This window comes from Streptomyces dengpaensis (assembly GCF_002946835.1).
In the GTDB taxonomy this organism is placed as follows: Bacteria; Actinomycetota; Actinomycetes; order Streptomycetales; family Streptomycetaceae; genus Streptomyces; species Streptomyces dengpaensis.
Genome location: NZ_CP026652.1, coordinates 6,831,433 through 6,852,016, shown reverse-complemented (window position 1 = coordinate 6,852,016; position 20,584 = coordinate 6,831,433). Strand labels below are relative to the sequence as shown.

Sequence of the window (20,584 nt, the reverse complement as noted above, 5' to 3'; positions counted from 1 at the left end):
GGCGATTGCGTTGTCGGTCGGGGCGCGTTCCGCGGCGCGGTCTACGTCGGGAGAAGGGGGTGCTGCTCAGCTGCTCGGTTCCTTGGCCCCGACAGGAAGTGCTCCCCTGGACCTCGCTGGACGGAGAACGGCGCGACGCTCTCTGCGCGTTCGGGGGACTCAGGAGGCCGCAGAGGGGAAGACTTCGAGGCCGTCGATGACGTCACGCCCCTTGGCGGTGTCCGCGTACAGCCGCGCCTCGCTGATCAGCCCGTCGGCCACGGTGAACAGCAGGCAGTGTTCGTTCTCCATGGTGCGACCGTTCTTTGCCTTCGCCCTGGCCCGGACGGGAACCACTACGTGCGTCCCGGCATCGAGGACCGCGTGGGCGTCGTAGTCGAAGTATTCGTAGTAATGATCGAAAAGATCCTGATAGAAAGCGGCGAACCCTTCCCTGCCATGGAATGTCCCCCCGTAAGGCAGGGACGTAGGGAAATCGAAAACCACGTCAGGCGACATCAGCGCCACCAGGTCGGATGAATCGTTCTTCTCGAATCCGGTGTAGGCCCGCCGACAGGCCTCCACGATCGCCTTGTTGTGCGACACGCTTCCTCCATGGTCGAAGCTGAAGCGGTTACGGACAGGAAACTGCTGCCCGGTGACCGAAGGGCCTAAGTCTCTATCCGGAACCCAGGCGCGTCAAGGCTGGGTTCCGGATAGGAACCTTGCAGTACCCTGAGGTCATGGAGTGGCGAGAACTTGATCTGGGCAACTGCAGCGTCGCAGCGACCCTGGAACTGGTCGGCGAGCGATGGAGCCTGCTCATCCTGCGCGAGGTCTTCGCGGGCCTGCACCGCTTCGACGAGATCGTCGACCATCTCGGGATCTCCCGTCGGGTCCTGACAGAACGGCTTCGGCAACTCATGGACGCCGGCCTGCTGGAGCGCCGGACCTATCAGGAAGCCGGGCAGCGCACCCGCCAGGAGTACCACCTGACACCAAGCGCACATGACCTGCAGTGGGTTCTGGCCGCGCTCCTTCAGTACGGCGACACCCATATCGGCGACGGGACGGACGTACCGGTGGTGCTGCAGCACGCCGGGTGCGGCGGCCATGTCCAGGTCGAGCTGCGCTGTTCACGCGGGCACGAGGTTGCCGGCGCCGAAGTGGAGCCGACCCCGGGCCCGGGCGCCGGACGGGTGTCCCCCTGACGCGAGGCGAGGGCGGCCCTGACCGGCCGTCCCGTCCATGACGCGGAGTTGCGCATGACGAAGGCAGGCGCTCGTGATCACGCCTGCCTCGTGATCACCCCTGCCGGCGGCCACGCGATCGTCCTTGGCGCGACCGACCGTCGGCTGCGGGCGGTGGTCTCCCAGGTCCCGACCATCAGCGGATACGAGCAGGGACTGCGCCGCGTCGATCCCGACGCCCGAGTCGGCCTCGAGGAATCCTTTGACGAGGACGAGCGGGCACGGTTCCGCGGTGAAGCTCCGCGCACCCTGGCCATCGTCAGCGGTGATCCCGCGGTGCCCGCGTCGTACCGGTCGCAGGAGGCCATCGACTTCTACCTGCAGCCGAAGCCCGACGGTGTGTGGGAGAACAAGGTCACGGTCCGTTCGAGCCGCGCGGCTCGCATGTACGAGCCCGGGGTATGGATCACGCGGGTCTCTCCCACACCCTTGCTCATGGTGGTCGCTCTCCATGACACGGTCACCTTGACTGACCTGGCGCTCGCCGCCTACGAGCGTGCGTTCGAACCGAAGCGGCTCCAGCTGCTCCCGGGCGGCCACTTCGACCCGTACACCGCCCAGTTAGACCAGTCGAGCGCCGCCGCCCTCGCCTGGTTCCGTGAGCACCTCACATGACAGGCGAACACGCCCACAGGGGGCGCACCGCCGGAACGAAAGCACGGTAGGAAACCAACATGAACGATCTACTCACCAAGGCGATCGAGGCCCATGGCGGCAGCGAACGCTGGCAGGAACTGGTCCAGGCGCAAGCCACCCTTGTCAGTGGTGGCGACCTGTTCGCCATCAAGGGCCTGCCGCAGGATGCCACGCCGCGCGTGATGACCGTCAGACTGCACGAGGAGCATGCCTCGGTACAGCCCTTCGGCGCTCCCGACCAGAAGACCGACTTCACGCCCGGACGAGTGAGCATCGAAAAACTCGACGGGCACGTGGTGGCCGAACGCACGGACCCTAGGACGTCGTTCTCCGGACACACACTGGAGACACCCTGGGACCCGCTGGACCGCGCCTACTTCAACGGTTATGCGCTGTGGACCTATCTCACCACGCCCTTCCTGCTCGCCATGCCCGGCTTCACGGTCGCCGACATCGAGCCGTGGCGGGAAGGAGACGAGGTCTGGCCGGGTCTGCGCGCCACCTTCCCGCTCGACATCGCGAGCCACAGCACCCACCAGGACTTCTATTTCGGTCCCGACCGGCTCCTGCGGCGCCACGACTACCACGTCGATGTGGCCGGCGGATTCGCCGCCGCACAATACGTCTACGAGCACACAGAAGCGGACGGCATCGTGCTGCCCACCAAACGCCGGGCCTACCGCCGCGCCCCCGACGGTCGCCCGCTCACGGACCACGTCATGGTCTCCATGGACCTCAGCGACATCCACTTCAGCTGACGCAGCCTTCGGCCGGAGTCTCCTCCCTGCCTGTGTGTGAGGATGACGGCGCGGTCGAAGAGACACCCTCTAGCCTGAAAGCAGTCCTGTCCCCTGCTGGAAGGGGGCGGCTGCCATGGCTCCCCTTTCGAAGGCGGGTGCGGCGCTCGCCGCGCTCCGCGCGGATCTGGCCGGCGATGTGTGCGCCCCGGAGGACCCGGGGTACGACGAGGCCCGGACGATCTTCAACGCGATGATCGACAAGCGGCCCGCCGTGATCGCGCAGTGTGCGAACGAGGCCGACGTGATCCGTTCGGTGCGCTTCGCACGGGATCTGGACCTCCACATCGCGGTGCGAGGCGGCGGCCACAGCGTGTCGGGCATGGCGCTCAACTACGGCGGCCTGGTCGTCGACCTGCGCCGGATGCACGCGGTGACGGTCCATCCGGGTTCCGAGACGGTACGCGTCCAGGGCGGCGCCGTCATGAGCGATCTGGACCGCGCCACACAGCCGTACGGCCTGGCGACAACCGGCGGGCGGGTCTCGACCACCGGTGTCGGCGGCTTCGTCCTCGGCGGCGGGAACGGCTGGCTCGACCGGACGTTCGGGCTCGCCGTCGACAATCTGCTCGGGGTCGAGCTGGTCACGGCCGACGGCACGCCGGTCCTGGCCACCAGCCAGGAGAACCCGGAGCTGTTCTGGGCCCTGCACGGCGGCGGCGGGAACTTCGGCGTCGCCACCGCGCTGACGCTGAAGCTGCATCCGCTGCCCGAGTTCTCGATCGCCCTGCTGCTGTACCGGCCGGACTCGGGCCCGGACGTGGTCCGCCTCTACCGCGAGATCATCGCGAACGGCCCGCCCGAAGCGGGAGGCGTCGTCATGTATACGACCGGCCCGCCCGAGGAGTTCGTCCCCGGGCACATGGTCGGCAAGCGGCTGTGCCTCGCCCTCCTCACGTACGCGGGCAGCGAGGAGGACCTGCGTAAACTCGCCCAGCCGCTGCTGGCGCCGCCGCACGAGTCGGAGAAGCTCACCGCCTTGCCCTACGCCGACCTCCAGTGCATGCTCGACAGCCCGCCCGGCCTGCGGAACTACTGGTCGGCGGACTGTCTGGCAGGCCTGCCCGACGACTGCGTGGACGTCTTCTGCGCCCTCGGCGACTCCGTGCCCGTGCCCACGGGAACCCAGCATGTGCTGTTCCCGCAGGGCGGCGCGATCTCCACGGGACCGGCCCGGTTCCCGGTCCCCTACCGGGACGCCCCGTGGGGCGTGCACCCCTTCGGGGCCTGGGAGGACCCCGCCGACGACGAGCGCTGCGTCCAGTGGGTCAGGGACGTCCGCGCCGCCTTCCAGCCGTGGAGCACCGGCGCGATCTACCTCAACTTCATCGGCGACGAGGGCAACGACCGCGTGGTGGCCGGCCTCGGCGCGGAGAACGTCCGGCGCCTGGCCCTCGTGAAGACCGCGTACGACCCGGACAACGTCTTCCGCTTCAACCACAACATCAAGCCGGTCTAGACGCTCCAGGGGTATGGATCACGCTTGGAGTGAGCGTCAGGGGCGGGTGGCGATGAGGAAGTGGTTGGTGCGCAGGTACGTTCCTTCGGCGGCTTGGGGTGCCTCGAAGATGCCTGCCGGGCTGATGTCGAGCAGCACGGCGTGTTCGGTGTCGAAGAGCAGGAAGGATCCGGACGAGGTGATGGGGGTGCCGTGAAGGATCTGCCGTGCGTGGGCGACGTGGTCGGCCTCTTCGAGGACGAGCGCGGCGAGGACGTGTATCGGTATGCCGCCGACGCGGTCGTCCCGGTGTCCGAGGATGTTGAAGTGCAGGGCGAGTCCGGCGCTGTTCACACCGATCTTGGCGAGGATGCCGTGTTCGGTGATGCCGACGTAGCAGTGGTTGCCGCCGGCTGAGTGGACAGTGTGCCGGTACGGGCTGAGTTCAACGTGCCAGTCCCATGTCTGCACACCGACGTGGGTGCTGCCCCCGTCGGCTGCCCGGAGTCGGCGGACGATGGTCGAGCATTCCCTGGGCGGGACGGCGCGGCTGCGGGCGAGAATCTCGGTGCGGGCGTTTCAACGCCGAGATCTGCCACGGCTCGACCCCGGGGAGCCTGCGCGGCCTCGACTGACGACGCACCGTGGACTCGGTGCGGCCCGGCAGCGAAGGCGCGCTTGCACCTCGCGGGCACGGCACCGCCCCGTCGGCGGGCGGCGAACTCGGGGTCGATACCCGCGCCGGGGCGGTTGCCGTGGCCAAGGAACGGTTCCTTCTTGCCTAGATGATGAGCCCGACGTTCGTGCTGACCGCGACCATGGCCTGACGTAAGAACCGCACTCCAGGCGACGCTGCAGCCGGCCGAAGATGTTCGCGGAACGCGTGCGCAGGTAGCGTCCGGCTCATGGACAGCCGCGCGGGCAACCGTTTCGACACCGAAGGCGCCGGGATCACCGTGCAGCGGGCGCTGGAGCTTCCCGGGCTGCGCAGCGGGCTGCCGGAGATCCTCGCGGGCGCCGACCGGCTGCACCGCACCGTGCGCTGGGTGCACGCGGGCGAGGTCCCGAACATCGCCTCGCTGCTCAAGGGCGGCGAACTGCTGCTGACCACGGGGTACGGCCTCGGCACCCGCCCCGCCGACCAGCGCGCCTTCGTCCGCGCCCTGGCCGAGCGTGGGATCGCGGCGCTCGTCGTGGAGCTCGGGCCGCGCTTCACCCGGCTGCCCGCCGCCCTCGTCGAGACGGCGCGGACGACGGGCCTCCCCTTGGTCCAGCTGCACCGCGAGGTCCCCTTCGTGTCGGTCACCGAGGAGATCCACACCGAGATCGTCAACGGCCACTACGCGCTGCTCCAGCGGGCCGAGGAGGTGCACCGGCGCTGCACCGAGGCGCTCCTCGGCGGCGGCGGAGTGCCTCAAGTCCTCGGCATCCTCGCGGACTTCAGCGGCAATCCGGTCTTCCTGGAAACGGCGGACGGGCAGCTCCTGTACGCCGCCGGGGCGGCCGGATCCGCGGGCGCCGATCCGCTCCAGGTGTGGGAGGGTCTGCGCGGCCAGCACAAGGAGGAGCCGCCCGCCGGGACGACCCTGGTGGACGTGCCCGGCGGCGGCCCCGGCACGGGCTCGGTACGGGCCCGCCTCGTCCTGCTGCCCGTCAGCTCCCCCGTCGCCCCGGTGCACCGGATCGCCGCCGAGCGGGCCGCGGGCATCCTGGCCGTCGTCCTGATGCAGGCCCGTCAGGAGGAGGAGCTCGCCGCGCGCGGTCGCGGCGACTTCCTCACCGACCTCGCCGAGGGGCGCATCGAGGCCGAGGACGCGCCCGCGCAGGCCCGCGTGCTCGGCTTCAAGCCGGGCAACAGCCCGCTCCTGCCGGTCGTGATGCGCCTCTCCGAGGGCTTGTCCCCCGGCGGCGGATGGGCGGTCCTGGCCCGTGCGGTCGCCGAGGAGCTGGCATCGGTGGGCGTCCCGGTCCTGCTGGGCGTACGTCCGGTCGAGGGCCGCGTTCCCCTCTTGCTGGGCCTCCGCTCGGAGTCCGAACGCTCGGCCGTGGCGGACCGGGTCGCGGCGGCGCTGCGGGCGGGCGTGGAGCGCGCGGGCATGCAGCGGCCAGGTACGCAGCCGCCGGTGGTGGTCGTCGGGGTCGCCGGCGGCTGGGCGGCAGCGTCGGCGGGCCTGCGGCACGCGGCGGAGACGGCGACGGCGGCGCAGGGCCTGTCGGACCGCCCTTGGTACGACGCCCGCCGCCTGGACATCGACCTGCTCCTGTGGCGGCTGCGCGACCACCCGGACCTGGCGGCCTTTGTGGACCGCGCGATCGGCCCCCTCCGCGATCACGACAGCCGCTCCAAGCCGCCGCTGCTGCCCACCCTGGAGACGTACTTGGCCCACGCGGGCCGCAAGGCGGAGACGGCCCGCGAACTGCACCTCAACCGGCAGACCCTCTACAACCGCCTGGCCCGGATCGGGGAGTTGCTGGGCACGGACCTGGACGACCCGCAGACGGTCCTGGCGTTGAGCCTGGCGCTGCGGGCCCGCAGGCATGTGCCTTAGGTCCGGCCGGCCTTGGCGAGCGGCCGATGTTGCGTCAACTCGTCGTAGACACTCAGGATTTGGGCGACGTTCTCGTCCTCCGTCGGCCAGCTGGCCGCCTGCCGGGCACCCTTTTCCTTGAGGAGCTCCCGGCGCTCGGGGTCGGCGAGGAGCCGCTCGACGACGCCGGCGAGGGCCTCCGCATCCCCGTACGGCACGAGTTCGGCCGCGTCGCCGACCAGTTCGGGAGTGCCGCCGACCGCCGTCGCGACGAGCGGCACACGCGCGTGGAGGGCCTCCTGCGCGAGGACGGAGCGCGATTCCCACCTGCTGGGCAGCAGCGCGAGATCGGCGGCCGCGAGGAGTTCCGTGATGTCGTCGCGCCGCCCGATCAGCCGGACGGGCAGCCCTTCGTCCTCAATACGGTGCTGCAGAACCGTCCGGAGCGGCCCCTCCCCCGCGATCACGAGCAGCGGAACCGGATCGAGGTGCCGCCACACGCGCGCGGCGTCCAGCAGGGTGTCGTAACCACGGTGCGGGTCGAGGGAGCCGACGGCCATCAGCAACGGGCGGTCGGTGGCGCCGAGTTCGGCCCGCGCCTTGTGGCCCAGCCGGTCGGGGTCACCGTGCTCGACGGGCGGCGTGCGCGGCGCCGGGAAGGCCACGGCGGCGAGCCGCGCGTCCCGCGCTCCCCTGCGGCGCGCCCGGTCCACGAGGTCGGAGGACGTACCGAGAACGACGGCGGCGGCCTTGGCGACCCGCCGCTCGAGCAGGCGCAGCAGATGGGCCCGCGCCCCTTCGGCGTGCGCGCTCGTGTGCCAGGTCACGACGAGCGGCACGCGCCGCCCGCTGAGCGCGAGCACCGCCCTCAGCGCGGCGTGCAGCCCATGCGCGTGCACGAGGTCGGCGTCCGCACAGGCCGCTCGCAGCACGCCGACAGAGGCGGGGTCGCTGCTGCGCGGTACGGGAACGTGCTGTGCGCCCACCCCGCTGAACCCGTACGCTCGATCCGCCTCGGCGGGGGCGCACACGGTGACCCGCACGCCCCGGGCGGCAAGCCCCGATGCCAACGACCGCACATGCGCACTGCTGCCCGCGCTCCCGCCGCCGAGGACCTGCACGGTGCGCAACGGCGACGGGCCGTGCGGTGAGTGGCTGCTCACGTGGCTCACGTGGCCGGGGCTCCTGGTTTCGGCGTCGGACGGTCACGAAGAAAATACAGAAGGATCGCGCGGCGGGGGTGGACCGCACGTCGTACTCCGCGTACTCCGCCAAGGATGCCAGGCCGCACGGGTGTTCCGGGACCGCAGCCGGACGACGGACGCGCCGCCACGGCCAACTCGACGGGGGCGGTCACCCACATGAGTGAGAGGTGCGAGGGAGGCTTTCAGCCCGTCCGACGTCCGAGGCCGAGCCCAGGCGGCGCGCACCACGCCCGCGGAGCGGGCGGGATACAGGGACCGCGGAGCGGTCAAAACGGGCGGGCGGGTGGGAACCCGCCGCGGAGCGGCGAAGATAGGACCGCGGAGCGGTAAAGGCCCGGCCGCGGAGCGGTCAAAGCCCGGCTGCGGAGCGGCGAAGCAACCCGCGGCCCCCCGGGGGCTAGCCGTCGGCCCGGGCCGTCGCGAGCAGCTCCTCCGCATGGGCCCGAGCCGTCTCCGAGTCCTCCTGCCCCGCGAGCATCCGGGACAGCTCACGGATACGGTCCTCACCCTCCAGGACCTTGACCCCGGACCGGGTCACCGACCCGTCGTTCGTCTTCTCGACCAGCAGCTGCCGGTCGGCGAACGCCGCCACCTGCGGCAGATGCGTCACGACCACGACCTGCGCGCTCTTGGCGAGCCGGGCCAGCCGCCGCCCGATCTCGACCGCGGCCTTGCCGCCGACACCCGCGTCGACCTCGTCGAACAGATACGTCGGCACCGGATCCGTACCCGCGAAGACGACCTCCACCGCGAGCATCACACGCGAGAGCTCACCGCCCGACGCCCCCTTGGCGATGGGCCGCGGCGGCGCACCGGGATGCGGGGCGAGCAGCAGCTCGACCTCGTCGACACCCGCGGGCCCGTACGCGACCGTGCGCCCGCCGACCGCCACACCCTCCGGGTCGTCGGTCTGCCGGATCTCGAAGGACACGCGCGCGTGCGGCATGGCGAGCGAGGCCAGCTCGGCGGTCACGGCGGCGGCGAACCGCTCGGCGGCCTCCGTGCGGGCGTCGCTCAACGCCTGGGCGAGCCCGCCCAGTTCGGCGCGCAGCGCGTCCCGCTCGGCGGTCAGCTCGTCGATCCGCTCGTCGTCGCCGTCGAGTTCGGTGAGCCGCGCGGCGCCCTGCTCGGCCCACGCCAGCACGGCGTTGATGTCCTCGCCGTACTTCCGGGTCAGCTGGGTGAGCGCGGCCCGGCGCTCCTCGACCGCCGCGAGCCGCAACGGATCGGCGTCGAGGTCGTCGGCGTACCCCGCCAGTTCCCCGGCCACGTCGCCCAGCAGAATCCCGATCTCCCCGATCCGCCCGGACAGCGCGGCGAGCGAGGAGTCGTGCGAACGTACGGCCTCAAGGGCCCGGTGTGCGCCCGCGACGAGAGTCGCCGCGTCGATGCCCTCGGGGTCCTCGGGATTGCCCGCGAGCGCGGCGTGCGCGGCCGTGGCGGCCGACGCGAGCGCCTCCGCGTGACCGAGCCGCTCGGCCTCGGCGGCCAGCTCCACGTCCTCGCCCGCCCGGGGCTCGACCGCCGCGATCTCGTCGAGCCCGAAGCGCAGCATGTCGGCTTCCTGGGCCCGCTCACGCGCGCGCGTGGTGATCTCGTCCAGCTCGGCCGAGATCGCCCGCAGCCGCCGGTACGCGCCCGCGTACTTGGCGAGCGGCCCGGCGACCGCGTCGCCCGCGTACCGGTCGAGAGCCTGGCGCTGCCGGGACAGCTTGAGCAGCCCCTGCTGGTCGGTCTGGCCGTGCACGGCGACGAGCTCGTCGGCGAGTTCGGCGAGCACGCCGACGGGTACGGAACGCCCGCCCAGGTGGGCCCGCGAGCGCCCTTCGGCCGAAACGGTACGGCTGATCAGCAACGCACCGTCGTCGAGTTCGGCTCCCGCCTCCTCGGCCCGTAGGACGGCCGTCCCGCCCGAGGGCATGGCGATCCGCCCCTCCACGACGGCGTTCTTCGCGCCGATCCGTACGAGGGCCGGGTCGGCGCGACCGCCCAGCAGCAGCCCGAGGCTGGTGACCACCATTGTCTTGCCCGCACCGGTCTCACCGGTCACGGCGGTGAAGCCGGGCGACAGCTCGACGACCGCGTCGTCGATGACTCCGAGCGACCGTATCCGCATCTCCTCCAACACGGACACGACCTTACGAGGTCGGGGCCCGTCTGTGCGACGGCCCCCACCCCCGCCGTACGAAGACGCAGGTAGACGGAAGCACACCGACGCCGCATATCACCCACGGGAGGTACCGCGTCCGGCGTCGTGCCAGGGCGATCCGCCGGACAGACCCTAGTGCGGCGCCCCGCGCCACCCCGAAACCGGCAGCGCGAACTTCGCCACCAGCCGGTCGGTGAACGACGCGTGGTGCAGCCGGGCCAGCCGCACCGGCACGGCCCCGCGCCGCACCTCGACCCGCGCCCCCGGCGGCAGCTCCAGGGTCCGTCGCCCGTCGCACCACAGCACACCCGGCGGAACGTGCGGCAGCACCTCCACGGCGAGCACGGAGTCCGGCGAGGTCACCAGCGGCTTGGCGAACAGCGCGTGCGCGCTGATCGGCACCATGAGCAGCGCCTCGACCTCCGGCCACACCACGGGCCCGCCCGCGGAGAAGGCGTACGCCGTGGAGCCAGTCGGGGTCGACAGACAGATGCCGTCGCAGCCGAAGGCGGTCACGGGCCGCCCGTCGATCTCCAGCACCACCTCGAGCAGCTTCTCGGCGGACACCTTCTGCACGGCGGCCTCGTTCAGCGCCCAGTCCGTGTGCACGATGGTGCCGTTCTGGTGCACGACGACGTCGACGGTCATGCGCTCCTCGACCTCGTACGCCTTCGTCACCACCCGGTCGACAACCTTGTCGAGGTCGTCGCGCTCGGCCTCCGCGAGGAAGCCGACGCTGCCGAGGTTGACGCCGAGCATCGGCACCCCGGAGGCCCGGGCGAACTCGGCGCCGCGCAGCAGCGTGCCGTCACCGCCGAGCACGATCAGCAGTTCGCATCCGTCGAGGCACTGCGGAGTCGCCTCCTTGACCAGCTTCACCTCGTCCGGCAGCGGCAGATCGGCGGCCTCCGCCTCCAGGACCCGTACGCCGATTCCGGAGCGCAGCAGCCCCTGGACGACCAGCTCGGCGCTGCGGATGGCTGCAGGCCGTCCGGTGTGGGCCAGCAGGAAAACAGTACGAGCTCTGGTCTGTGTCAACGCGGCCCCTCCGCCACTGCACGGTCAACGTCGGCCGGGTCGAGTTCGGGTGCCCCGGCACGCAGCCACAGAAAGTACTCGACATTGCCCGAGGGTCCGGGCAACGGGCTCGCGGTCACACCCTGCACTCCGAGCCCCAGCTCCCGGGCTCGCCCTGCCACCCCGCGCACGGCCTCCGCGCGCAGTTCGGGGCTGCGGACGACTCCGCCGCTCCCCAGTCGTTCCTTGCCCACCTCGAACTGCGGCTTCACCATCATCACCAGATCGGCGTCCGGCGCCGCGCACCGCACCAGGGCGGGCAGCACCAGTCCGAGCGGGATGAAGGACAGGTCCCCGACGACAAGATCCACGGGCTCCCCATCGATCGCCTCCAACGTCAACTCGCGTACGTTCGTACGGTCCTTGACGGTGACGCGTTCATCGCTCTGCAGGGACCAGGCGAGTTGTCCGTAGCCGACGTCCACGGCGACGACATGGGCGGCGCCCGCGCGCAGCAGTACGTCCGTGAAGCCGCCGGTGGACGCTCCGGCGTCCAGCGCGCGCCGGCCCTCGACCTTCAGTCCCTGCGGCACGAAGGCCTTCAGGGCGCCCGCGAGCTTGTGTCCGCCGCGCGAGACGTAGTCGGGGTCGCTCTCGTCCTGGGTGACCACGATCGCGGCCGCGGTCTCCACCTGCGTGGCGGGCTTCGTCGCGAGGGTCTTGCCGACGGTGACCCGTCCCGCGGCGATCAGCTGGCTGGCGTGCTCTCGCGAGCGGGCGAGCTTCCGGCGGACCAGCTCGGCGTCGAGGCGGCGTCGTGCCACTCCTGCCACGTTCGGTTCAGCTCCTGCGGTCGTACATCGAATGGGACTGGTGGCCCGAAGGGCCTTGGTGAGGGGTGGTGGTCGGGTGACGGACGGGCGGGGGCGCCGGAGGTCCCGGGCGGGCGTCGAGCGCGGTGAGCGCGTCACGCAGCCCCTGATGTACATCCTCGTACACCTCGACGTGTCCGTCCGTGGCGAGGTGGTCGGCGTCGGCCAGCCGGTCGAGCTGGGCGTCGACGTCGGCGTTGCCGGTGGGGGTGCGGGGCACGTTCAGCGGGGCCGGGGCGGCGGGGTCGTACGCGGGTTCGCCCGCGAGCCCGTCGGCCGGCTCGCCGTCCGGCCCAGATCCGATCGCGGGACCGGCATCCGGCTTGCCATCCGGCCCAGGTCCGGTCGCGAGTCCGGCATCCGGCTCACCGTCCGGCCCACGTCCGGCCGGGAGCCCGCTGTCCGGCTCCGTGTCCAGGTCCGGCAATGAGTCGCTCATGCCCCGACGCTACCGCGAAGCGCTGGGGTACCGTCGATCACGATGGCGACGATTGAGGAGTGCCGCACCGCACTCGACAAGCTTTCGGACAACCTGGCGGGCGCCGAGGGGGACGTACGCAGCGCGGCGGCCCTGGACCGCTCGCTGAGCTGCCGTATAACCGACCTCGACATCACCTTCGTGGGCCGCCTCAAGGACGGCCGGATCGAGGTGCTCGACACGCTCCAGGGCCCGCCCCGTGAGAAGGCCGCGATCCGTCTCACCATGAACGGCGACGACCTGGTTTCCATGGTGAACGGCGAGCTGAACTTCGCGAAGGCCTGGGGCTCGGGCCGGGTGAAGCTGGAGGCGGGTCTGCGCGACCTGTTCCGGCTCAGAACCCTTCTGTAGCCGCCGCCGTAGCGGTCACCCGGGCCCTGCGCGCCGCCGGCACCACCAGCGGCGTCCCCGTCTCCGGGTCGTCGATGACCTGGCAGCGCAGCCCGAATACCCGCTCGACCAGTTCGGCCGTGACGATGTCGTTCGGCGCGCCCTCGGCGATGACCTCGCCGTCGCGCAGGGCGATGAGGTGGGTGGCGTACCGGGCCGCGTGGTTGAGGTCGTGGAGTACGGCGACCAGGGTGCGGCCCTGCTCCTCGTGGAGCTCGGCGCACAGGTCGAGTACGTCGATCTGGTGCTGGATGTCGAGGTAGGTGGTCGGCTCGTCGAGGAGCAGCAGCGGGGTCTGCTGGGCGAGCGCCATGGCGATCCAGACGCGCTGACGCTGGCCGCCGGAGAGTTCGTCGACATGGCGATCGGCGAGCTCGGCGACCCCGGTCGAGGCCATCGACTCCTGAACGACCCGCTCGTCCTCCGTCGACCACTGGCGCAGCAGCCCCTGGTGCGGATAGCGGCCCCGGCCGACCAGGTCGCCGACGGTGATCCCGTCCGGCGCGATCGACGACTGCGGCAGCAGCCCGAGCGTGCGGGCCACCTTCTTCGCGGGCATCGACTGGATGACCTGTCCGTCCAGGAGCACCCGGCCCTCGGAAGGCTTCAGCATCCGCGAAAGGGCGCGCAGCAGCGTGGACTTTCCGCAGGCGTTCGGGCCGACGATCACGGTGAAGGAGTTGTCGGGTATCTCCACCGACAGCTTCTCCGCGATGACGCGCTGGTCGTAGCCGAGGGTGACGTTGTCGGCGGACAGGCGGTTCACAGTCGTTGCGCTCCTCTTGGTGTTCAAATCCGGCCTGCCTTGCGCTCGGTGACAAGGAGCCACAGCAAATAGACCCCGCCCAGGACGCCGGTCACGACGCCGACGGGCAACTGGTCGGCGCCGAAGGCCCGCTGTGAGGCCCAGTCCGCGACGATCAGCAGGGTCGCGCCCATGCACATCGACGGCACCAGGTTCGGTCCGGGCGACCGGGTCAGCCGCCGCGCGAGCTGCGGCGCGGTGAGCGCCACGAAGCCGACCGGGCCCGCGGCGGCCGTGGCGCCCGCGGTGAGCAGCACGGCGCACAGCATCAGCAGCAGCCGCGTCCGCTCGACACGCACACCGAGGGCGTACGACACGTCGTCGCCCATCTCCATCATGCGCAGCCCCCGCGCGTTGGCCAGGACGAGCGGTACGAGCACGGCGCACATGATGAGCAGGGGCCAGACCTGGTGCCAGTCACGGCCGTTGAGGGAACCGGTCATCCAGACGACGGCGCGGGCCGCGTCGACGATGTCGGCCTTGGTGAGCAGATAGCCATTGATCGCCGTGGCGATCGCGGCGACACCGATACCGACCAGGACCAGTCGATAACCGTGCACTCCCCGCTTCCACGCGAGCAGATAGATGGCGAGCCCGGTCACGAGACCGCCGACGAGCGCCCCGAGGGCAACCTGGTTTGCGCTCCCGGAGAACAGTACGATCATGATGAGCGCGCCGGCCGTCGAGCCCTGCCCGAGCCCGAGGACGTCCGGGCTGCCCAGGGGATTGCGGGAGATGGACTGGAAGAGCGCCCCGCCGAGCCCCAGCGAGGCTCCCACCAGCAGACCGACGAGGACCCGCGGCAGCCGCAGGTCGTGGACGATGAACTCCTCGCCCTCGCTGCCGTTGCCGACCAGCATCTTGAGGACGTCGACGGCGGAGATCGGGAAGTCGCCGGTGCCGATCAGCACCACGCTCGCGGCGAGCACGGCCACCAGCAGCAGCAGGACGACGATGAGGGCCCGGACGTCGAGCCGGACCGACAGCCCGCCAGGCGTACGGACCGCCCGGACGGCGGGAGTCGGCCTGTCTGTGGGCGTCTTGCCTGAGGGCGTCTTGTCCGTGGGCGTCTTGTCTGTGGTCGTCCGTGTGGTCGTCACAGCTGCGCCGTCCTCCGCCGTCGTACGAGATAGATGAAGACCGGGCCGCCCAGGACCGCGGTGACGATGCCGACCTGCAGCTCCGCGGGCCGGGCGACCATCCGCCCGACGACATCGGCGCCGAGCAACAGCACGGGCGACAGAACGGCGGCGTACGGCAGGATCCAGCGCAGGTCGGGCCCGGTGAAGGAGCGCACGACGTGCGGGACCATCAGCCCGACGAACACGAACGGCCCGCACGCGGCGGTCGCGGCGCCGCACAGCACGGTGGCGGCCGCCATGGACAGCGCGCGGGTGCGGTTCAGGTTGGCGCCGAGCGCGCGGGCGGTGTCGTCGCCCATGGCCACCGCGTTCAGCGGCCGGGCGAGGGCCAGCGCGACGATCGTGCCGACCGCCAGGAACGGCAGTACCTGCTTGATGGTCGTGTCGGTGGCCGAGGCCAGCGAACCGACCGTCCAGAAGCGCATCTTGCCGAGTGCGGCGTTGTCCATGATCATCACGGCCTGCAGATAGCCGTAGAGGGCCGCTGAGATCGCGGTGCCCGCGAGCGCGAGCCGCACCGGTGTCGCGCCCCGGCTGCCGCCCAGGAACCAGACCAGCGCGCCGACCGCGGCCGCGCCGAAGAAGGCGAACCAGACGTAGCCGCTCAGACTCGTGACGCCGAAGTACGTGATGGCGGTGACGACCGCGGCGGACGCGCCCGCGTTGATGCCGAGCAGTCCCGGATCGGCCAGCGGGTTGCGGGTGAGCGCCTGGAGGACGGCCCCGGACAACCCGAGCGCGGTGCCGACCAGCAGCCCGAGAACGGTGCGGGAGAGCCGGTCGGCGACCACGACGTCGGCGTACGTCCCCGAGTCGTGGAACAGGCCGTGCCAGACCTGGTCCAGCGGCAGCGATTTCGCGCCGATCGCGATGCTCGCCAGCGCGACGAGGACCAGGACACCCAGGGACGCGAGGAGCCCAAAGGCACGTATCGCCCGGCGGGTTGGGGGCGCGGGGGCGGTCTCCGCGCGCTGTTCGGGAGGACTGTCGACCAACACGAGGTTAGGTTAGCCTACCCTCGCACGTCCCCTCGGTCCCGCATGCCCACGAACAGACCGCCCGTCTGCCCCGCTGGTCACTCCACCACGACCCAATTGCCCGGCCTCCTGCGGACATCCGGGCGCCCCGGGCCCCGGATACCCCGGTGGTCACCCCACCACAACCCGAGGCCCGATCCCCCGGCCTCCAGCGGACATCCGGGGGCCCCGGTCCCCGGATACCCCGGTGGTCACCCCACCACAACCCGGGCCCCAATTGCCCGGCCTCCAGCAGACATCCGGGCGCCCCGGTCCCCGGATACCCCGGTGGTCACCCCACCACAACCCGGGCCCCAATTGCCCGGCCTCCAGCAGACATCCGGGCGCCCCGGTCCCCGTCTGCCCGGTGGTCACCCCACCACGCCCCGAGGCCCCGCTTACCCCGGTGTCCTGCTGACGTCTGGGAGCCCGGATCTCCGCGTGCCCGGCTGCCCGGTCCCCCCGCCAACGCCCAGGGGGCTCAAAGCCCCAGCCGTGCCAGTGCCTTCTCCCCGTCCAGCTGGCACACCCCGTCCCCGGCCGCCGTCCACGCCGCAGCGCAGAGCGCCCGCAGCCCGTCGAGGGCCTCGCCGTCGCCCTCCAGCTCCAGCCGCTCAGGGCCTGCCGTCGCCGTCCAGCCGCCGCACCAGAACCCGTCGCCCGCCTCGGCGACCTCCGGCTGCCCGGTCAGCAGACCGCGCAGATCGGCATCGACGTACGTCGGCCGGTGCTGGGGCGGCGCGGCGAGCAGCTGCGCTCCATCGGTCACCCCGGTGAGCACGAGCAGCGAGTCCACCTCGCCGTTGAACGCGCCCTCGATGTCCGTGTCCAGCCGGTCACCGACCGCCAGCGGGCGCTCGGCCCCGGTCCGCAGGATCGTCTCGCGGTGCATCGGGGGCAGCGGCTTGCCCGCCACCTGCGGCTCGGCGCCCGTGGCGATCCGTACGACCTCCACCGCCGCGCCGTTCCCCGGCGCGATTCCGCGCGCGCTCGGGATCGTCAGGTCGGTGTTGGACGCGAACCACGGCACCCCGCGCGCGATGGCGTAGCACGCCTCCGCGAAGCGCCCCCAGGTCAGGTCGGCACCGCCGAACCCCTGGACGACCGCCGCCGGATCGTCGTCCGCCGACTCGACCGGTTCGAGCCCGCGCTCTCGCAGCGCGACACGCAGCCCGTCGCCGCCGATGACCAGCACGCGCGCGCCGGCGGGCACCTGCTCACTGATGAGCCGTGCCGCGGCCTGCGCCGAGGTGATGACGTCCGAGGCCCCCGTCGGTATCCCCAGCTCCGTGAGGTGCTCGGCCACGGTGTCCGGCGTGCGCAGCGCGTTGTTCGTGACGTAGGCGAGATGCATCCCACCCGAGCGGGCGACGCCGAGGGACTCCACGGCGTACGCGATCGCAATGCCCCCCGCGTACACCACCCCGTCCAGATCGAGCAGCGCCGTGTCGTACGCCTCGCTCAGGGCCTGGCCACTGCCCGCGGGCCGCGTCCTGACGGTCCGGCTCATTGCACATCGCTCCTCGTTCGATCTGTTTCACCCGATCATCGCGCATGCCACTGACACGCATCCATGCCACTGACACACATACGATGCCTCAATGAACTATGCAGGTCCCGCGGAGGAGAACCCGGCGCGCAGCGGCCTCGAGCTGACCCCGTTCCGGGGCCTGCGCTACGACCCCGACCGGGTCGGCAGCCTGGCCGCCGTGACATCCCCGCCGTACGACGTAGTCGTACGGCCCGACGGCTTGCTCGAGCTCGAGTCCGCCGACCCGCACAACATCGTCCGGCTGATCCTCCCCCAGGACGGCACGCCCACCGCCCGCAACCAACAGGCGGCCGAGACCCTGCACCGCTGGCTGTCCGAGGGCGTCCTGACGACCGACCCCGAGCCGGGCCTGTACGTGTACGAACAGCGCGACGGCGGCGGCATGCTGCAGCGCGGCGTCATCGGCGCCCTGCGCCTGTCGGAGCCGTCGGACTGCGTCGTCCTCCCGCACGAGGACGTGATGCCGCACATCATCGCGGACCGGGCGGGCCTGATGCGCGCCACGTCCGCCAACCTCGAACCCCTGCTGCTGACCTACCGCGGCAACGGTTCCCGGTACGGCACGGCCGCCGTCGTCGAACGCGCCGCCCAGCGCCCTCCGCTGCTGTCGACCACCACGGAGGACGGCTTCAACCACCGCCTGTGGGCCATCACCGATCCGGCCGAGCTGGCGGAGATCCAGACAGATCTCCGCCACCGCCAAGCCCTCATCGCCGACGGCCACCACCGCTGGGCGACGTATCTGCGTCTACGCGCGGAGCACCCCTCCCCCAGCCCCTGGGACTACGGCCTGGTCCTCCTGGTGGACACCGTGCGCTATCCGCTCCGCGTCCGCGCGATCCACCGCCTGCTGCACGGCCTGCCGGTCACCGAAGCGCTGGCCGCCCTCGGGGACTCCTTCCGCGTACGCCACCTCGACGTCCCCCTGGCAAAGGCCCTGGAGGCCCTCTCCGTAGCGGCCGCCGACGGCAACGCCTTCCTCCTTGCCGGCGACGGCGCCTTCCACCTGGTCGACCGCCCATCCCCGGACCTCCTCGCCCGTACGATCCCGGCCGACCGCCCCCAGGCGTGGCGAACCCTGGACGCGACGGTCCTGCACGCCACCCTCCTCGACCACGTCTGGGGCATCCCGGACGACTCGCCCGCGCACATCGCGTACATCCACGACACGCACGCAACGGTCGAGAAGGCGGAGCGCGACGGCGGTACGGCGGTCCTGATGCACCCGGTCCGCGAGGAGGTCGTACGCGACCTCGCCCGCCAGGGGGTCACGATGCCCCGCAAGTCGACGTCGTTCGGCCCGAAGCCGGCGACGGGGCTGGTACTGCGCGCCCTCTGAAACGCCCACGGGCGGCGGGACTCCTTCCGGAATCCCGCCGCCCGTGCGTTTCTCGGTACGCCTGGCGTCAGCTCCGCGGAGCGTCGTCCTCAGAGCCGTCCTCCCCGTCGACCGGGGCCTGCGCGGACTTCGGCTCCTCGACCACGTCTGCGTCTTCGACCACGTCCACGTGTTCGTCCTCGTCCGCGACCTTGGTCTCGGGCTCGGTCTCCGTTTCGGCCCCGTCCTCGACCAGCGCGTCGACGAACTCGACGCCGTCCAGCTCGGCGAGCCGGTCGGAGGCGTCCGTGCTGCCCTCCTTGTCGGACTCGACGGCCTTCGCGAACCACTCACGTGCCTCGTCCTCCCGGCCGGCGGCGAGGAGGGCGTCGGCGTACGCGTACCGCAGGCGCGCGGTCCAAGGCTGTACGGAGTTCGAGGCTAGCTCCGGGCTCTGGAGCGTCACGATGGCGGCCTCCAGCTGCCCCATGTCCCGCCGCGCACCGGCGGCAACGAGCCGCATCTCGACCTGACTGGCCTTGTCCAGCTTCTGCACCTCGGGCGCACCGGCCATGTCCAGCGCCTTCTCGGGTCGGCCCAGACCGCGCTCGCAGTCCGCCATGACGGGCCACAGCTCGACGCTGCCGGTCATGCGGCGCGCGGCCCGGAACTCGGCGAGCGCCTCGCTGTACTTCTGGTTCGCGTACGCGGCGAAACCGGCCGCCTCGCGTACGGCGGCGACGCGCGACGCCAGACGCAGGGCGATCTTCGAGTACGCGTACGCGCCCTCGGGGTCCTCGTCGATGAGCCGGGCGACCATCACCAGGTTCCGCGAGACATCCTCGGCAAGCCCCTTGGGCAGGCTCTGGAGCTCCTGCCGTACGTCCTTGTCGATCTCCTCGCCCGTGACGTCATCCGGGATCGGCAGCCGCTTGATCGGCTCACGGTCACGGTCCCGCTCGTCCCGGAAACGGCCGCCACCGCGCCGGTCGTCGCCCCTACGGTCGTCGCGGCCGCGGAAGCCACCGGGGCGCCCGCCCCTGTCGTCACGCCGCGGACCACCGCGTCCACGGTCTTCGCGGCCACGGAAACCGCCGCCCCGGCTGTCGTCCCGGCGGTCATCGCGCCGATCGTCACGCCTGTCGTCGCGACGGTAGGACGGGCGGTCGCCTTCGCGGCGGTCGTCGCGGCGGAAGTCGCCGCCGCGGTCGTCGCGGCGGAAGCCGCCACGGTCACCGCTGTCACGACGGTCGTCCCGACGGAAACCACCACGGTCATCGCCCCGGCGATCGTCACGCCGGTCGTCACGCCTGTCGTCACGGCGGAACCCGCCACGGTCATCGCCCCGACGATCGTCACGCCGGTCATCACGCCGGTCATCACGCCTGTCGTCACGGCGGAACCCGCCACCACCACGGTGGTCATCCCGACGGAAACCACCACGGTCGTCATCACGACGCGGGCCGCTGGGGCGGTCGTCACGACGGAAGCTACGGTCGTCGCGGCGGAAGCCGCCGCGATCGCCACTGTCACGACGGTCGTCCCGACGGAAACCACCACGGTCATCGCCCCGGCGATCGTCACGCCGGTCCTCACGGCGGAACCCGCCACCACCACGGTGGTCGTCACGACGGAAACCGCCAGGGTCGTCATCGCGACGCTCACCGCGGTCGTCACGGCGGAAGGCCGGACGGTCGCCTCCGTCGCGTCGGAAGCCACGGTCACGGTCATCACGACGCGGACCGCTGGGCCGGTCGTCGCGACGGAACGCCGGGCGACCGCCGCGATCGCCCTCACGCCGGTCATCACGGCCGCGGAAGCCGCCACCACGGCTGTCATCACGGCGGCTGTCGTCGCGACGGAAACCACCGCGGTCACCGCCTCGATCAGCGTCGCGCCGGTCGTCGCGCCGGTCATCACGGCGGTCGTCGCGCCGGCCGTAGCCGCCACGGTCGCCGTCGCGACGCGGGCCCCCGCGGTAGCCGCCGCGGTCACCACTGTCCCGGCGGCGC

The 20,584-nt window shown here is 71.7% G+C and carries 20 protein-coding genes; 7 read left to right on the top strand and 13 right to left on the bottom strand.

Annotated features, from left to right (window positions below):
- Positions 1 to 159: 159 nt before the first annotated feature.
- On the bottom strand, positions 160 to 585 hold the full coding sequence (locus C4B68_RS31590; RefSeq protein WP_206337097.1) for a nuclear transport factor 2 family protein: 426 nt from the start codon (positions 583 to 585) through the stop codon (positions 160 to 162).
- A 137-nt stretch (positions 586 to 722) separates the two neighbouring features.
- Here C4B68_RS31590 and C4B68_RS31585 point away from each other — a divergent pair, with 137 nt between their 5' ends.
- The 4 genes from C4B68_RS31585 (at position 723) to C4B68_RS31570 (ending at position 4,121) form a co-directional block, all read left to right on the top strand.
- Positions 723 to 1,190: a winged helix-turn-helix transcriptional regulator gene (locus C4B68_RS31585; RefSeq protein WP_099502933.1), complete on the top strand. Its 468-nt coding sequence runs from the start codon at positions 723 to 725 to the stop codon at positions 1,188 to 1,190.
- A gap of 54 nt (positions 1,191 to 1,244) precedes the next feature.
- The gene (locus C4B68_RS31580) at positions 1,245 to 1,844 is read left to right on the top strand and encodes an alpha/beta hydrolase family protein (RefSeq protein WP_240634538.1); all 600 of its coding nucleotides are present in this window, start codon (positions 1,245 to 1,247) and stop codon (positions 1,842 to 1,844) included.
- Between the two features lie 59 nt (positions 1,845 to 1,903).
- Entirely contained in the window at positions 1,904 to 2,623 is a 720-nt protein-coding gene (locus C4B68_RS31575) for a hypothetical protein (protein ID WP_099502931.1), read from the top strand.
- 115 nt (positions 2,624 to 2,738) lie between these two features.
- On the top strand, positions 2,739 to 4,121 hold the full coding sequence (locus tag C4B68_RS31570; RefSeq protein ID WP_099502930.1) for an FAD-binding oxidoreductase: 1,383 nt from the start codon (positions 2,739 to 2,741) through the stop codon (positions 4,119 to 4,121).
- 36 nt (positions 4,122 to 4,157) lie between these two features.
- Here C4B68_RS31570 and C4B68_RS31565 read toward each other — a convergent pair whose 3' ends face one another.
- Positions 4,158 to 4,619: a C45 family autoproteolytic acyltransferase/hydrolase gene (locus tag C4B68_RS31565; protein ID WP_240634762.1), complete on the bottom strand. Its 462-nt coding sequence runs from the start codon at positions 4,617 to 4,619 to the stop codon at positions 4,158 to 4,160.
- Positions 4,620 to 5,005: 386 nt separating this feature from the next.
- Between C4B68_RS31565 and C4B68_RS31560 the strand changes: the two genes are divergently transcribed.
- Positions 5,006 to 6,649, top strand: a complete 1,644-nt coding sequence (locus C4B68_RS31560) for a PucR family transcriptional regulator (protein WP_099502928.1) — start codon at positions 5,006 to 5,008, stop codon at positions 6,647 to 6,649.
- Here C4B68_RS31560 and C4B68_RS31555 read toward each other — a convergent pair.
- From C4B68_RS31555 to C4B68_RS31535, 5 genes are all read right to left on the bottom strand, one after another.
- Entirely contained in the window at positions 6,646 to 7,800 is a 1,155-nt protein-coding gene (locus C4B68_RS31555) for a glycosyltransferase family 4 protein (RefSeq protein WP_099502926.1), read from the bottom strand. The genes C4B68_RS31560 and C4B68_RS31555 overlap by 4 nt on opposite strands.
- Positions 7,801 to 8,230: 430 nt before the next feature.
- Positions 8,231 to 9,949 (bottom strand): DNA repair protein RecN, encoded by a 1,719-nt coding sequence (recN, locus tag C4B68_RS31550; protein ID WP_099502925.1) that lies wholly within the window; start codon positions 9,947 to 9,949, stop codon positions 8,231 to 8,233.
- Positions 9,950 to 10,114: 165 nt separating this feature from the next.
- Positions 10,115 to 11,020: an NAD kinase gene (locus tag C4B68_RS31545; RefSeq protein WP_099502923.1), complete on the bottom strand. Its 906-nt coding sequence runs from the start codon at positions 11,018 to 11,020 to the stop codon at positions 10,115 to 10,117.
- A complete protein-coding gene (locus C4B68_RS31540) occupies positions 11,017 to 11,832 on the bottom strand; it encodes a TlyA family RNA methyltransferase (RefSeq protein ID WP_099502921.1) in 816 nt (271 codons plus the stop codon). The genes C4B68_RS31545 and C4B68_RS31540 overlap by 4 nt, the downstream gene beginning before the upstream one ends.
- A gap of 7 nt (positions 11,833 to 11,839) precedes the next feature.
- Positions 11,840 to 12,175, bottom strand: coding sequence for a hypothetical protein (locus C4B68_RS31535; RefSeq protein ID WP_099503158.1), 336 nt, complete (start codon positions 12,173 to 12,175; stop codon positions 11,840 to 11,842).
- 177 nt (positions 12,176 to 12,352) lie between these two features.
- Here C4B68_RS31535 and C4B68_RS31530 point away from each other — a divergent pair, with 177 nt between their 5' ends.
- Positions 12,353 to 12,700 carry an SCP2 sterol-binding domain-containing protein gene (locus C4B68_RS31530; RefSeq protein ID WP_099502919.1) on the top strand — a complete coding sequence of 116 codons (348 nt, stop codon included), beginning with the start codon at positions 12,353 to 12,355 and terminating at the stop codon, positions 12,698 to 12,700.
- On the opposite strand, the gene C4B68_RS31525 is transcribed toward C4B68_RS31530, so the two are convergent.
- The 4 genes from C4B68_RS31525 to C4B68_RS31510 all read right to left on the bottom strand — a co-directional run bounded on the left by C4B68_RS31525 (position 12,684) and on the right by C4B68_RS31510 (position 17,212).
- Complete coding sequence (locus C4B68_RS31525) at positions 12,684 to 13,505, bottom strand: ABC transporter ATP-binding protein (protein ID WP_240634537.1); 822 nt, start codon at positions 13,503 to 13,505, stop codon at positions 12,684 to 12,686. The two genes, C4B68_RS31530 and C4B68_RS31525, sit on opposite strands and share 17 nt — an antisense overlap.
- Before the next feature lie 23 nt (positions 13,506 to 13,528).
- Positions 13,529 to 14,530 carry a FecCD family ABC transporter permease gene (locus C4B68_RS31520; protein WP_240634761.1) on the bottom strand — a complete coding sequence of 334 codons (1,002 nt, stop codon included), beginning with the start codon at positions 14,528 to 14,530 and terminating at the stop codon, positions 13,529 to 13,531.
- Between the two features lie 110 nt (positions 14,531 to 14,640).
- On the bottom strand, positions 14,641 to 15,684 hold the full coding sequence (locus tag C4B68_RS31515) for a FecCD family ABC transporter permease (RefSeq protein ID WP_099502913.1): 1,044 nt from the start codon (positions 15,682 to 15,684) through the stop codon (positions 14,641 to 14,643).
- 499 nt (positions 15,685 to 16,183) lie between these two features.
- A complete protein-coding gene (locus C4B68_RS31510) occupies positions 16,184 to 17,212 on the bottom strand; it encodes an HAD hydrolase-like protein (RefSeq protein WP_099502911.1) in 1,029 nt (342 codons plus the stop codon).
- A 91-nt stretch (positions 17,213 to 17,303) separates the two neighbouring features.
- Here C4B68_RS31510 and C4B68_RS31505 point away from each other — a divergent pair, with 91 nt between their 5' ends.
- The gene (locus C4B68_RS31505; protein ID WP_099502909.1) at positions 17,304 to 18,593 is read left to right on the top strand and encodes a DUF1015 domain-containing protein; all 1,290 of its coding nucleotides are present in this window, start codon (positions 17,304 to 17,306) and stop codon (positions 18,591 to 18,593) included.
- Between the two features lie 67 nt (positions 18,594 to 18,660).
- Here C4B68_RS31505 and C4B68_RS42550 read toward each other — a convergent pair whose 3' ends face one another.
- Positions 18,661 to 19,500, bottom strand: coding sequence for a tetratricopeptide repeat protein (locus tag C4B68_RS42550; RefSeq protein WP_240634760.1), 840 nt, complete (start codon positions 19,498 to 19,500; stop codon positions 18,661 to 18,663).
- Complete coding sequence (locus C4B68_RS42545) at positions 19,392 to 20,567, bottom strand: hypothetical protein (protein ID WP_206337144.1); 1,176 nt, start codon at positions 20,565 to 20,567, stop codon at positions 19,392 to 19,394. Before C4B68_RS42545 ends, C4B68_RS42550 begins: the two co-directional genes overlap by 109 nt.
- Positions 20,568 to 20,584 lie beyond the last annotated feature (17 nt).

Excerpts from the sequence above, each read along its gene's own strand:
- C4B68_RS31585 (WP_099502933.1), top strand. The coding sequence starts at position 723 with ATGGAGTGGCGAGAACTTGATCTGGGCAACTGCAGCGTCGCAGCGACC.
- C4B68_RS31580 (WP_240634538.1), top strand. The coding sequence starts at position 1,245 with ATGACGAAGGCAGGCGCTCGTGATCACGCCTGCCTCGTGATCACCCCT.
- C4B68_RS31575 (WP_099502931.1), top strand. The coding sequence starts at position 1,904 with ATGAACGATCTACTCACCAAGGCGATCGAGGCCCATGGCGGCAGCGAA.
- C4B68_RS31570 (WP_099502930.1), top strand. The coding sequence starts at position 2,739 with ATGGCTCCCCTTTCGAAGGCGGGTGCGGCGCTCGCCGCGCTCCGCGCG.
- C4B68_RS31560 (WP_099502928.1), top strand. The coding sequence starts at position 5,006 with ATGGACAGCCGCGCGGGCAACCGTTTCGACACCGAAGGCGCCGGGATC.
- recN (WP_099502925.1), bottom strand. The coding sequence starts at position 9,949 with ATGCGGATACGGTCGCTCGGAGTCATCGACGACGCGGTCGTCGAGCTG.
- C4B68_RS31530 (WP_099502919.1), top strand. The coding sequence starts at position 12,353 with ATGGCGACGATTGAGGAGTGCCGCACCGCACTCGACAAGCTTTCGGAC.
- C4B68_RS31510 (WP_099502911.1), bottom strand. The coding sequence starts at position 17,212 with ATGAGCCGGACCGTCAGGACGCGGCCCGCGGGCAGTGGCCAGGCCCTG.
- C4B68_RS31505 (WP_099502909.1), top strand. The coding sequence starts at position 17,304 with ATGAACTATGCAGGTCCCGCGGAGGAGAACCCGGCGCGCAGCGGCCTC.